Raw genomic sequence first — 12,819 nt, 5'->3', positions numbered from 1 at the left:
TGAAAGATGCTCACCCGTGCACGTCTGCACTGTCTGACCCTGCTACTGCTCCTGACTTTTTCCGTCGGCGCCGCCGAACCGCGCCCGCCGACCCAGGCGCTTGCCAATGGCTACGTCGCCCAGGCGCGCTGCACCGCCTGCCACCAGTCCCAGGCCGACGCCTGGGCCAGATCGCACCACAGCTGGTCCCTGCGCGAAGCCCGAGACGGCAACGTGCTCGGCGATTTCAATGACACCGTCTTCAGTGATTCCAGCGGCGTGCGCATGCGCTTCTTCAAGCGCGCCGGACGCTACTTCGTCAACGCCGAGGGCGAGGACGGCAAGCCTGCCGATTTCCCCATTGCCTATACCTTCGGTTTCGACCCGCTTCAGCAGTACCTGATCGAACGCCCCGGCGGTCGCCTGCAAAGCCTCACCGTCGCCTGGGACAGCCGGCCGCAGGAGCAGGGCGGCCAGCGCTGGTATTCGCTGTACCCCGGCCAGCGCTTTACTCCGGACGACGCCCTGCACTGGACGGGCCGCTACCAGAACTGGAACGCCATGTGCGCCGACTGCCACTCGGGCAACCTGCAAAAGGGCTACGACGCCGCCAGCGACAGCTTCCGCAGCACCTGGAGCGAAATGGCCGTGGGCTGCCAGAGCTGTCATGGTCCGGGCCAGCGCCATCTTGACTGGGCGCAGCAGCCGTCCGCGGTCAGCCCGGCGACCGACAAGGGCCTGGAGGTGGATTTCCGCAACCCGACCAAGGGCTATGTCGTAGAGCAATGTGCTCGCTGTCACAGCCGCCGTCAGCCGCTGGGCAATAGCAGCCAGCCAGGCCAGCCGCTGCTCGACGCCATGCGTCCGGCGGTGTTGTCCGCGGGGCTCTACCATGCCGACGGGCAGATCCTCGACGAGGTCTTCGAATACGGCTCCTTCACCCAGAGCAAAATGTTCGCCAAGGGCGTGTCCTGCACCAACTGCCACGATCCCCACACCACGAAGCTGCGGGCCGAGGGCAATGACCTGTGCAAGGCCTGCCACAGCCCGGCCGGCAACCCGCAGTTCCCCAGCCTGACTAAGCAGGACTACGACACCCCGGGCCACCATCATCACCCGGCGGGATCGCCCGGTGCGCAGTGCGTCAATTGCCATATGCCGACCCGCACCTATATGGGCGTGGACGTGCGCCGCGACCACGCCCTGCGCATTCCCCGGCCGGACCTCGACGCCAGTACCGGCGCACCTGACGCCTGCACCCAATGCCACAACGACCAGAGCGCGCAATGGGCGGTCGAGGCCATCGACGGCTGGTTCGCGCATCCTCGGCGCGAGCCGCATTACGGCGAGACCTTCGCCGCCGCCCGCCGCCAGGATCCATCGGTGATCCCGCACCTGGCGAAGCTGATCGAAGACACCACCCGGCCCGCCATTGTCCGGGCCAGTGCGGTGGAGCTTGGCGCGGGCTATGGCGGGGCGTTGCAGGCCAGTCTGGTCGGGGCGCTGGGCGATGCCGATGCGCAGGTGCGCCTGCAAGCGGCCCGTGGCATCGAGGGACAACCCCCGGCGCAGCGCCTGCAGTACCTGTTGCCGATGTTGCAAGACCCGAGTCTCGCCGTCCGCGATCAGGCGGCGCGAGGGCTGGCCGATCTGCAGGTGCCGGATAGCGACCGTCTTGCCGCGCTACTCGGCGATCACGAACAGCGTTTGAAGACCAACGCCGACCTGCCCGCCGGCCGGCTCAACCTGGCGGTGCTGCAGGAGCGCCAGGGCCGGATCGCCGAAGCCATCGACAACTACCGTCAGGCGTTACAGCAGGATGCCTGCTACGTGCCGGCGCGCACCGGGCTTGCGCGGTTGTTGATGGGGCAGGGCAAGGTGGCCGAGACCGAGGCATTGCTTGGTGACGGATTGGCGTTGCAGCCCAAAGACGCTGAACTGGCTTATGCCCTTGGCCTTTTGCTGCTCCAGCAAGGCAGTACCGACGAGGCCGTCGACTGGCTGCGTCGCGCCGGCACCCCGAGAGCCTCGTACAACCTCGGGTTGCTGTTGAACCGCATGGGCCGGCAGGAAGAGGGGCGAGTCGCGTTGCTCGGAGGGCTGGAACAGGATCCGCACAATCCTGACCTGTTGTATGCGCTGGCGTTCATCAGCGTGCGCATGGGGCAGGGCAAGGCGGCGCTGGCGTACTGCGAGCGCACCCGGGATGCGCGCTGCGAGCGCTTGTCGCAGGCGGTTCGGGCGCGCTTGCAAAGCCATCCATGAGTCTGAATCAGGGCGGTGTATCAAGCTTCAGGTCGCGTGGCCGATAGAAAACGCCTACGCAACCGGATATGCAGGATCTTATTTCGAACATGAGCATGGACATCGCCAGCGCGCCGTTCTGGAACTACCTCTTCAACGCACTCAACCTTGTGGGAGCGTTCGCAGTGGGCTGGGCGGTCTTCATCACGATGATTTCCTGGGTCTGGAAAGGTTTCAAGGTACTACCCAGCCCGAGGTTGCTAGCGGTTTGTCGCTTGTTGGCGCCTCGCCCCGTGGTGGTTTTGCTGGTGGTCGGTGGGGTGCATCTGCTGCTGGCCTTGTGTGCTCTGGTCCCGGATCGCCCGTTTTACCCCTGGGCCATTCTGTTGCTGGCGATACCCTACGGTGGGCTGTTCTATCTGGGCATGAGTGGCAAAGGCGTGGGAATGCCGTTGGGTCATGGCTTGAAACTGACCATCGAGCGATCTCCGCAGTTGAACGTGCCTCTGTCACCCCTCGTGCTGTGTTTTCATGTCGATGGCGACTTCAGGAAAAACCGGGAGGCCATTACCGAGCTGATCATTGAAGCGATCAATGCCACCAGGGCGTTCAGCGCCGATTACGACTTCGTTCTGAAAAGCTGGTTCTTCGCCAACCGTGACGAAGACAAGGAGCCGCGGATTCTGACGGTCAGGCGGTACATGGGGCAGGTGGGCAACGTCGCCCTGGCCTGTATCGTCGGTCACCTGCTGGTCTTTGTCGGGTACTTCGCGTTTCCCGGACTCGCTGTGGGCTGGGTGCTGCTCGGCGCGGCGAGTGTCATGTCCGTGGCTGTCCTGCTTATTGCGCCACGTTTGCGTTCGGCGGTGAAGGTCATGAGGAAAATCTCTCCCGAAGACGGATCCTGGCCTGCCGAGACGTCGGCCCGAGTGCTGGGCAAGGCCATTTTGCGCGACACACGCGGATATGGAGTCAAGTTCATACCCCGCCGCCCGATGTCCAGGACTCACTTCCTCGGACTCGGCCTCGCTGGCCTGAAAGTCAGAAATTCCTGCGGTGGGGCGGAGGCCGGCCTGCTCCTGGTACGCCGCCCCCCGCTCATAGCCGCCGATGATTGCCTGGAGCGCTGGGGTGGCGTCAGGATTCCCCGCACAGCGAGATCTCTGGTTCGTGAAGCACAGGAAAATTCACCGACCGCGCAATGAAGCACTTCTGGTGCGCCAGATGGTGCAGCTCCCGCGCCTTGTCCAGATCCGATCCTGCGGCGAGGGTTACCCGCGGCCGCAGCGTCACCGAACTGAACTGCCCGGCGCCGCTGTGCTCCTCGACCATCTCGCCTTCGGCGTCATCCTCGTAGGCCAGCACCACGATCCCGGCTTCGGCGCACAGGCCCAGGTACCAGAGCTTGTGGCAGGCCGAGAGCGAGGCCACCAGCAGCTCTTCCGGGTTCCAGCGCGTCGGATCGCCGCGAAAGGCCGGGTCGGACGAGCCTGGTATCTGCGCCTTGCCGTAGGCCTGGATCACATGGTCGCGGCTGTAGCCTCGGTAACTGGCGGTTCCCGTGCCGAGGTTGCCGGTCCAGCTGACGTTGACGGTGTAGTGATGCTGTTTGTCTGCCATGCGCGTTCTTCCTGGTGAACAAGGCGTGTCAGCCTACGCCGCCAGCCGCTGCTGACGGAACAGGCATCCGCGGAAGCACGCCATTGCGCGGACGCAATGAACGGCGCTTCATTGCCAGCCATAGCGCCGCGCAAACCAGCCCTTCATGCCCTGGACCACTGCCGCGTAGCCCAGCAGGATCACCACCAGGAATGGGAAGTAGCTCCACGGCAGCGCCTGCAGCTTGAACGCGCCGGCCAGCGGCGACATCGGCAGGGCCAGGCCGATCCCGACGATCACAAGCGTCATCAGCAGCAACGGCCAGCCGGCCCGGCTCTGGATGAACGGGAGCTTGCGGGTACGGATCAGGTGCACCACCAGTGTCTGCGACAGCAGGCCCTCGACGAACCAGCCGGACTGGAACAGGGTCTGCTGCGCCGGGGTGTTGGCGGCAAAGACGAACCACATCAGCGCGTAGGTGAGGATGTCGAAGATCGAGCTCAGCGGCCCGAAGAACACCATGAACCAGCCGATCTCCTCGGACTTCCAGCGCTGCGGCTGCTGCAGTTGCCCGGCATCGACGTTGTCGAAGGGAATGGCGGTCTGCGACAGGTCGTACAGCAGGTTCTGCACCAGCAGGTGCAGCGGCAGCATCGGCAGAAACGGCAGGAAGGCGCTGGCCACCAGCACGCTGAAGACGTTGCCGAAGTTGGAGCTGGCGGTCATCTTGATGTACTTGAGCATGTTGGCGAAGGTCTTGCGGCCTTCGATCACGCCTTCCTCCAGCACCATCAGGCTTTTCTCCAGGAGGATGATGTCCGCCGCTTCCTTGGCGATGTCCACCGCCGAGTCCACCGAGATGCCGACGTCGGCGGCCCGCAGCGCCGGCGCGTCGTTTATGCCGTCGCCCATGAAGCCCACCACATGGCCGCGCTGGCGCAACAGGCGGACGATGCGCTCCTTGTGCGCCGGGGTCAGCCGGGCGAACAGGTTGCAGGCGGTGGCCCGCTCGCCGAGTTCACGATCGTTCAGGGCATCGATCTCGCTGCCCAGCAACAGGCCGTCGATGTCCAGGCCGACCTCGCGGCAGACCCGGCGGGACACCCGTTCGTTGTCGCCGGTCAGCACTTTCACGGCCACGCCTTGTTCGGCCAGGACTCGCAGGGCGGTAGCGGTAGTTTCCTTGGGCGGGTCGAGGAAGGCGATATAGCCGGTGAGCACCAGTTCGCCTTCATCAGCCACGCGATAGATGCCGCGCTCGCCGGGCAGTAGTTTCACCGCCACGGCCACCACCCGCAGTCCCTCGTCGTTGAGTTGCGCCGTGTGTTCGCGGATACGCGCCAGCAGCGGTGCATCCAGGGGCTGTTCGTCGTCGCCCAGGCGCACCCGGCTGCAGACTGCCAGCACCTCCTCCAGCGCGCCCTTGCACACCAGCCGGTGGCCGTGGCCAGGTTCGGCCACCACCACCGACATGCGCCGGCGCTGGAAGTCGAAGGGGATCTCGTCGACCTTGACGAAGGCGCCGCCCAGCCGCGTCTGGCGCTCACCGTCGGCGTGCTCCAGCACCGCCACGTCCAGCAGATTCTTCAGGCCGGTCTGGTGGTGGCTGTTGAGCCAGGCGTCGTCCAGTACCGCCTCGCAGGGGGCGCCGAGCACATCGGTGTGACGCTCTAGGACGATGCGGTCCTGGGTCAGGGTGCCGGTCTTGTCGGTGCACAGCACGCCCATGGCGCCGAAGTTCTGGATCGCGTCGAGGCGCTTGACGATGACTTTCTTGCGCGACAGCACCACCGCCCCCTTGGCCAGGGTCGAGGTGACGATCATCGGCAGCATTTCCGGGGTCAGGCCCACGGCGATGGACAACGCGAACAGCGAGGCTTCCAGCCAGTCGCCCTTGGTGAAACCGTTGATCAGCAGCACCAGCGGCGCCATCACCAGCATGAAGCGGATCAGCAGCCAGCTGACCTTGTTCACCCCTTGCTGGAAGGCGGTGGGCTCGCGGTCGCTGCTCAGCACCCGTTCGGCCAGGTTGCCGAAGTAGGTGTTCTGGCCGGTGCCGACCACCAGTGCGCGGGCGCTGCCGCTGACCACGTTGGTGCCCATGAAGCACAGGTTGTCGCACTCCAAGGGGCTGCCGACGGCGCGGCGGGCCTGGGCAAATTTCTCCACCGGCAAGGACTCGCCGGTGATCGCCGCCTGGCTGACGAACAGGTCCTTGGCCTCCAGCACCCGCAGGTCGGCGGGGATCATGTCGCCGGCGGACAACAGCACCACATCACCCGGCACCAGGTCGCGGAACGGTACTTCCAGCGCGCCGCGCCGATCGGTGTCTGCGGCGCCTGGGCGCAGCACGCTGGCGGTGTTGCTCACCAGCGCCTTGAGACGTTCGGCGGCGCGATTGGATCGTGCTTCCTGGAAGAAGCGCAGCAGCGTGGACACCAGCACCATACTCCCGATCACCAGCGCGGCCTTGAGGTCTTCGGTCAGCCAGGACACCAGGGCCAACAGGGTGAGCAGCAGGTTGAACGGGTTGCGGTAGCACCACCACAGGTGCAGCAGCGGCGGCACGGGTTTTTCCTGGTCCACCAGATTGGCGCCGACACGGGCGCGCACGGCCTCGGCTTGGTCGGTGGCCAAGCCTTCCGGTCGGGTGTCGAAGCGTGAGTAAAGGTCGTGGGCGTCGAGGCCGGCCACCGTCGACAGCTGGCGGATGAACGCCGCCGGCAGACTGCTGCGGGCGCTGCCGTTGCGCAGCAGTTCCAGCATCGCCTGGCGGCGGAAATGCCGGCTCAGACCGTGATCGAAGAGGGCCAGCAGGCGCCGGCCGAAGCGTTTGAACAGCATGATGCGCTCCTGGGCGGTCGCTCGGTGGCGGCCGCCGGATCGGATTGCGCAGCGCAGGTACTGCGCCGTCGCCGGGCAGGCCGGGCGGCGGCGCGAGTAGTACTCGTCAGCCGCCGTCCGGCCCGGGTCTGGGTGACACGGGACTGGGGTCTGGATTCATGGCCGGGCTCCGGATGCTCCTGATCGAGTGGACGGGACGGCTGCCGCGTCAGTGCTGCCCAGACCGGGCACGGCCTGGGTCATCAGCACGAACAGGCAGGCGCCGGTGCTGACTAGAGCGTTGGTGCGCAGGCCGGTGAGGCGCTGGCGCAGTTGACGTTCGGCGCCGATCAGGGCACCGAGGATGAGGGCTGCGGCGGTGCGCAGCAGAAAGACTTTCCAATCCATGATTCACCTTGTTCTGCGGCCAGGGGCCGGCAAGGGCGCCGGAAGCTGCCGGCGCGGAATTCGGGTTATGGATTGCGCGAGGTCGCGGGGCTGCACGACGCCGCCTCGAGGGCGATGCCGGGAACAACCGTTGGGAAAATGGGGAGTCATCATCCCGTGGGGGATGCGAATCGCCACTGTCCGCCATGATCAGCGAGACAGTGGCAGGGGAGTGCTGCCGGACGTGCTCGCTGTTCAGACCTGTCGCAATCGACTGGGGCAACTGTCCAATGCAGGACTCCTGTGTGATGGGAAATCGGGCGGCAAAGTACGCCCTCCGATGTGCTCAGTCAAGGCCCGCTTGTGTCGGGCGTCAAGGTCGTTTGCGATGTGTTCAGCGAAGCGACAGGAACGCCCTGGGCAGTGAACGAAAAGCCCGCCGGAGCGGCCAAAGCACAGAGTCCCGAATCCACACGAGAGCCGACATGGGCCATCCCTCCCGCAACACCAAACCCGCGCCACGACTGGGCCTGATGCTCGGCGATCAGTTGTCCTTCGACCTGGCCATCCTCAAGGTGCTGGACCCCGGGCGTGATGTGCTGCTGATGGCCGAGGTGGACGGCGAGGCGCGTTACGTGCCCCATCACCCCCAGAAGATCGTGCTGGTGTTCAGCGCCATGCGCCATTTCGCCAAGGCACTGCAAGACCGGGGCTGGCGGGTGGAGTATGTGCGTCTGGACGACCCGCACAACAGCGGCAGCATCGTCGGCGAACTGCGTCGCTGGCGCAAAACGCTTGAGGCCGATGAGATGCATGTGACCGAGTGCGGCGAATGGCGCCTGGAACAGGCGCTGCGGGACAGCCGTCTGCCGCTCGTGTGGCACGCCGACCAGCGCTTTCTCTGTTCACGCCAGGCGTTCGCCCGCTGGGCCAAGGGGCGCACTTCGCTGCGCATGGAAAACTTCTACCACGGCATGCGCAAGCGCTGCGGGCTGCTGCTGGAGCCTGACGGCAGCCCGGTGGGCGGGTCGTGGAATTTCGACGCCGATAACCGCAAGAAGCTGCCCAAGGGGCTGCACGGGCCGATGCCGGCACGGTTTCGCCACGACCGCATCACCACAGAGGTCATCGCCCTGGTCCGCGAGCGCTTCAAGAATCACTACGGCAGCATCGACGGCTTCGATTACCCGGTGACCCACGATCAGGCGCAGACGCTGTGGCAGCACTTTCTCGATTTCGGCCTGGCGGCCTTCGGCGATTATCAGGACGCCATGGCCGAGGGCGAGCCCTACCTGTTCCATGCACGGATCAGCGCGGCACTGAACATTGGCCTGCTGGAGGTGCGGCAACTGTGCAACGACGTGGAAGGCGCCTTTCGCCAGGGGCGGGTGCCGCTCAACGCCGCCGAGGGGTTTATTCGCCAGTTGATTGGCTGGCGTGAATACGTGCGTGGCATCTACTGGCTGCGCATGCCGGAATACGCCGGGCTCAATGCCTTGGGCAACCGCCGCCCGCTGCCGGCGTTCTACTGGACCGGCAACACCGGCATGCGCTGCATGGCGCAGGCCATCGGCCAGACCCTGGAGCTGGGCTATGCCCATCATATCCAGCGGCTGATGGTGACCGGCAACTTCGCCTTGCTGGCCGGCATTGCGCCGCCGGAGATCTGCGAGTGGTACCTGGCGGTGTACCTGGATGCCTACGACTGGGTGGAACTGCCCAACACCCTGGGCATGGTGATGCATGCCGACGGCGGCTACCTGGGCTCCAAGCCTTACTGCGCCAGCGGCCGCTACATCCAGCGCATGTCCGATCACTGCGGCGAGTGCCAGTATCGGGTCAGCCATGCGGTGGAGGAGGACGCCTGCCCGTTCAACGCCCTGTACTGGCACTTCCTGATCCGCCACCGTTCGCTGCTGGCGAAGAACCCGCGCCTGGCCCTGGCCTATCGCAACCTCAATGGCATGAAGGACAGCCGCCGCGACGCGCTGTGGCAACGAGGCGAGAACCTGCTGGCGAAGCTGGATGCCGGCGAGTCCCTGTAACCACGGGAGCAAGGTTCATTGCGGTTCCTGCGGCGAGGCGGGGGCCTGTGCCGGCGCCGCGTACCAGCGCTCCTGGGGTACCCGCTTTTCGTGGGCCGGATCGCTCATGTAGTGGGGCGACATCATCTGCACGCCGTACTCGTTGAACACGTCCTGGATATTGGCGTAGAGCATGCTCAGCAGTTCCGCCCGGGGGCGGGGTGCGCTGGGCACGGCCTGGGCCACCAGACGGTATTCGGGGTAGAAGTCCGAAAGGGCGGTCTGGAACACCTGCGGGCGCGGCGTGTCCAGCACGCCGGGGGTGCGCCGGGCAGCCTCCAGCAGGATCGCCTCGACCTGGCGCCAGGGCGTGTCGTAGCCGATGGTGACGGTGGCGTCGACCACGTAGCCACTGCCCTGGACCACGCGGGAGTAGTTCTTGGTGACGCTGCCGGTGATCATCGAATTGGGGATGGTCAGTACCTCGCCAAGGCCGGTGCGGATGCTGGTGGTAAACATGCCCAGTTCGGTGACGGTGCCCTCGTGCTCGCCGATGCGCACGAACTCACCGGGGCGCAAGGTGCGGGTATAGGTGAGGATCAGCCCGGCTGCCGCCTGGCCCACCACGCTGGTGGCGCCCAGGGAAATCATCAGGCCGATCAGCACCGACAGGCCCTTGAACGCTTCGGTGCCGGCGCCGGGCAGGTACGGATAGGCCATTGCCAGGGCAAACAGCCAGATCGCCAGCGAGGTGAGGCGGGTGGTGGGCGGCAGGGTTTCGGCATTGAGCCAGTTGATGTTGCCGGGGCGCGCCAGGCGGGTCAGCAGGCGTTTGCTGAACGCGCTGATGCCGCGGGCGATGAAGAAGATCAGCAGGGCAATGACCAGCCCCGGAATCCCGCTGACCATGGCTTCCAGCAGGTAGCCGGCCATGTCCAGCATGTACTGGTTGAGGCTTTCGCCCCACGGGCGGGTATAGGGGAAGCGGCGCAGCACGAAGCTCAGCCATTCGTAGCTCACCAGCAACGCCAGCAGCCAGTACAGCAGGTCGACGAGGCGCCGCGAGACCATTACCAGGTTGCCGGTATCGAGCAACTGGGTCTGGCCTACGCGCAATACACCGGTGTGCCGGCTCACGCTGGTGGGCAGCCAGCCCAGCAAGCGTTTGTGGCACCAGCCCAACAGGCGCAGCAGGGCGAAGTACAGCAGGCTTGCCGCGGCGGCATAGCCCGCGGCCTTGAGCATGAACTGCAGGTTGCGCGCCTGGTGGTTTTCCGCCAGCACCTGGCGCAGCCGGGCGGCGGCCGTGTCGGCGAGGTCCGCCACCGAGCCATCGCTGTCGCCGAGGTCGTCAGGGGTGACGATGAAGGCCCGGCGCTGGCCCATCAACACCAGGTAGTTGTCCTTGATGCTGTCGAGGTGGACGCGAGGGTCTTCCTGGTTCTCCATCACTTGACGAATGACCGCTTCGGCACGCTGGGCACGGATTTCCGGCGACTCGCCCAGCAGTGTGGCATTGAAGGTGATGAGGGTGCGGTTGGCGATTTTCAGCGCTGCCGGTTCTGTCCGGGCGAGCGCCTTGTCCTCGGTCGCGCCCACCGGTGTCGCCAGTGTCCAGAGCACCGCCATGATCGCCAGCCAAGTCCCTTTGCCCATCGTTCTCGACTCCTGCCTCCGGTGATAGCACCAGATTAGTTCAGCCTGCGGGTTGTCTCCTTTTGGGGACATGGGCCAGTGCGTTTGCGTCTTAGCATGCCCGCCACAACCACAAGAACCACGGAGGCGCATCGCCGATGCACAGCCCATCCACCGAGCCACGGCGCTCGCTGTATTTCGATTACCGGGTCTATCCGGCCTTTACCGCTGAGGTGGGCGCCACCACGGTGCGCCGCGAGGCGGTGGTGGTGGTCGGCGCCGGCCCCATCGGCCTGACGGCGGCGCTGGAACTGGCCCGCCACGGCATTCCCTCGATCGTGCTGGAGGCCGAGCAACAGGTCAGCGAGGGCAGCCGCGCCATTGTCTTCACCCGGCGCTCGATGGAGATCCTGCAGCAGGTCGGCGTGGCCGGACCGGTCAGCGCCGCCGGCCTCGGCTGGCGTTTCGGCAATTCGTTCTACCGCAACCAGCGGGTATTCCGCATGGAAGCGCCCCACGACGCCGACGACCGTTTCCCGCCCATGACCAACCTGCAGCAGCCGTGCCTTGAGCGTGAACTGGTGGAGGCCGCCGAAGCCAACCCGCTGGTCGAGCTGCGCTGGGGCAACAAGGTGATTGGCCTGACGCAGGCGTCGGACCACGCCTGCCTGGAGGTCGATACCCCAGCGGGCAGCTATCGCCTGGAGGGCACCTGGGTGATCGCCGCCGACGGCGCACGCTCCGGCCTGCGCACACTGCTCGGCCTGAAACTGGAAGGCGCGGCCTACGAGGGCCGCTTCGTGATCGCCGATATCCGCATCGAACTGGACCTGCCCACCGAGCGCCTGGCCTATTTCGATCCGCCCTGGAACCCCGGCAATACCGTGCTGATGCACCGCGAACCGGGCAATATCTGGCGCATCGACTACCAGTTGCCTGCCGACGAAACCCCGGATCAGGCGCTGGCCCCTGAGTCCCTGCGCCAGCGCATCGACGCGCAACTGGCGCTCATGGGCTATGCCGGTCGCGAATGGGAGATGGACTGGAGTTCGGTGTATTCGGCTCGCGCCCTGACGTTGCCGGAATATGTCGCCGAGCGGGTGATCTTCGTTGGCGATGCCGCGCACCTGCTGCCGATCTTCGGTGTGCGCGGCGCCAACACCGGTTTCCAGGACGTCAATGACCTGTGCTGGAAGCTCGCGCTGCAGATCAAGGGCCTGGCTGGCCCCGCTTTGTTGCCGTCCTACAGCCATGAACGAGTGGCCGCTGCCCGGGAGATCATCGACGAAGCCGGCAAGAGCACCCGCTTCATGACCCCGCCCAGCGCCGGCCAGCGCCTGTTGCGGGACGCCGTGCTGTCGCTGTCGCTGACCCAGGCGTTCGTCCGGCCGCTGTTCCACTGGCGCACCTCCCGGCCCCACGATTACGCCGACTCGCCGCTCAACTGCGGTGAGGACGACGACCACGGGTTCAGCTGTGGTCCACGGGCGGGAGCGCCGCTGCTGAATGTGCGGCTGAATGAGGATGACTACCTGTTCGATCACCTCTGTGCCGCCTTCCACCTCGTGTATTTCACCGAAGCCGGCGCGCTGCCTCGGGCGCTTCAGGTGCAGGCAGCCACCTTGCAGGAACAGGGCGTGCCGCTGCGCATCATTGCCGTGGGCAGCCCGGCGCCAGTCAGCGGGGCCGACCTGAGCCTGACCGATCGCGACGGCCACCTGCGCCGCAAGTACGGCGCGCACACCGGCAGCGCCTATCTGGCCCGGCCCGACCAGCATGTATGCGCCCGCTGGCTCGCGCTGAGCGGGCAGGCCCTGACGACGGCCATCCATCGCGCATTGGGCAACGACTGAGGACGACACCATGGCAACCCTGAGCATTCCCGAACTGGAAACCCTGTACGACCACCTGGCCGATCACCTCGACCAGGCGCCCGACGGCAAACGCGAGTTGCTGCTGGTCAAGCTGGCGTTGCTGGCTGCCGAAGCCCTTGGCGACCTCGACACCTTCACCGGCCTGACTGCCATTGCCGCCCGCGACCTGTAGTTGAAGAAAGCAACCCTCCTGCCTTGCAGCCGTTGCCCGGCTCACCCCGGGCAGCGGACCTTCCAATAACAATAATCAGGAA

8 protein-coding genes and 1 pseudogene are annotated in these 12,819 nt (G+C 65.9%); 5 read left to right on the top strand and 4 right to left on the bottom strand.

Annotated elements, in window-relative coordinates; translation table 11 throughout:
• Positions 1-6 precede the first annotated feature (6 nt).
• Together AC05QJ_RS18200 and AC05QJ_RS18195 are read left to right on the top strand one after the other, a co-directional pair.
• Positions 7-2,244, top strand: coding sequence for a tetratricopeptide repeat protein (locus tag AC05QJ_RS18200; protein WP_476742683.1), 2,238 nt, complete (start codon positions 7-9; stop codon positions 2,242-2,244).
• A gap of 89 nt (positions 2,245-2,333) precedes the next feature.
• A complete protein-coding gene (locus AC05QJ_RS18195; RefSeq protein WP_476742682.1) occupies positions 2,334-3,428 on the top strand; it encodes a hypothetical protein in 1,095 nt (364 codons plus the stop codon).
• On the opposite strand, the gene AC05QJ_RS18190 is transcribed toward AC05QJ_RS18195, so the two are convergent.
• The 3 genes and pseudogenes from AC05QJ_RS18190 to AC05QJ_RS18180 form a co-directional block, all read right to left on the bottom strand.
• Complete coding sequence (locus AC05QJ_RS18190) at positions 3,361-3,843, bottom strand: OsmC family protein (RefSeq protein WP_476742681.1); 483 nt, start codon at positions 3,841-3,843, stop codon at positions 3,361-3,363. The genes AC05QJ_RS18195 and AC05QJ_RS18190 overlap by 68 nt on opposite strands.
• Before the next feature lie 108 nt (positions 3,844-3,951).
• Positions 3,952-6,666 (bottom strand): magnesium-translocating P-type ATPase, encoded by a 2,715-nt coding sequence (gene mgtA / locus AC05QJ_RS18185; RefSeq protein WP_476742680.1) that lies wholly within the window; start codon positions 6,664-6,666, stop codon positions 3,952-3,954.
• Positions 6,667-6,861: 195 nt separating this feature from the next.
• Positions 6,862-7,053, bottom strand: a pseudogene (locus tag AC05QJ_RS18180) (MgtC/SapB family protein); the annotation flags it as partial.
• Between the two features lie 464 nt (positions 7,054-7,517).
• Here AC05QJ_RS18180 and AC05QJ_RS18175 point away from each other — a divergent pair.
• Positions 7,518-9,077, top strand: a complete 1,560-nt coding sequence (locus tag AC05QJ_RS18175) for a cryptochrome/photolyase family protein (RefSeq protein ID WP_476742679.1) — start codon at positions 7,518-7,520, stop codon at positions 9,075-9,077.
• A 15-nt stretch (positions 9,078-9,092) separates the two neighbouring features.
• Here AC05QJ_RS18175 and AC05QJ_RS18170 read toward each other — a convergent pair whose 3' ends face one another.
• Positions 9,093-10,712 carry a mechanosensitive ion channel family protein gene (locus AC05QJ_RS18170; RefSeq protein ID WP_476742678.1) on the bottom strand — a complete coding sequence of 540 codons (1,620 nt, stop codon included), beginning with the start codon at positions 10,710-10,712 and terminating at the stop codon, positions 9,093-9,095.
• Between the two features lie 137 nt (positions 10,713-10,849).
• On the opposite strand from AC05QJ_RS18170, the gene AC05QJ_RS18165 reads away from it, so the two are divergent.
• Positions 10,850-12,544, top strand: coding sequence for an FAD-dependent monooxygenase (locus AC05QJ_RS18165; protein ID WP_476742677.1), 1,695 nt, complete (start codon positions 10,850-10,852; stop codon positions 12,542-12,544).
• Positions 12,545-12,554: 10 nt separating this feature from the next.
• Positions 12,555-12,737: a DUF2783 domain-containing protein gene (locus AC05QJ_RS18160; RefSeq protein ID WP_476742676.1), complete on the top strand. Its 183-nt coding sequence runs from the start codon at positions 12,555-12,557 to the stop codon at positions 12,735-12,737.
• The last annotated feature ends 82 nt before the right edge of the window (positions 12,738-12,819 follow it).

The organism is Pseudomonas sp. TUM25319 (assembly GCF_056388475.1).
Note: the sequence above shows the minus strand (reverse complement) of the source record. Positions and strands in the feature narration are given on the sequence as shown.

Coding starts and splice junctions, on each gene's coding strand:
- AC05QJ_RS18200 (WP_476742683.1), top strand. CDS start 7: ATGCTCACCCGTGCACGTCTGCACTGTCTGACCCTGCTACTGCTCCTG.
- AC05QJ_RS18195 (WP_476742682.1), top strand. CDS start 2,334: ATGAGCATGGACATCGCCAGCGCGCCGTTCTGGAACTACCTCTTCAAC.
- AC05QJ_RS18190 (WP_476742681.1), bottom strand. CDS start 3,843: ATGGCAGACAAACAGCATCACTACACCGTCAACGTCAGCTGGACCGGC.
- mgtA (WP_476742680.1), bottom strand. CDS start 6,666: ATGCTGTTCAAACGCTTCGGCCGGCGCCTGCTGGCCCTCTTCGATCAC.
- AC05QJ_RS18175 (WP_476742679.1), top strand. CDS start 7,518: ATGGGCCATCCCTCCCGCAACACCAAACCCGCGCCACGACTGGGCCTG.
- AC05QJ_RS18170 (WP_476742678.1), bottom strand. CDS start 10,712: ATGGGCAAAGGGACTTGGCTGGCGATCATGGCGGTGCTCTGGACACTG.
- AC05QJ_RS18165 (WP_476742677.1), top strand. CDS start 10,850: ATGCACAGCCCATCCACCGAGCCACGGCGCTCGCTGTATTTCGATTAC.
- AC05QJ_RS18160 (WP_476742676.1), top strand. CDS start 12,555: ATGGCAACCCTGAGCATTCCCGAACTGGAAACCCTGTACGACCACCTG.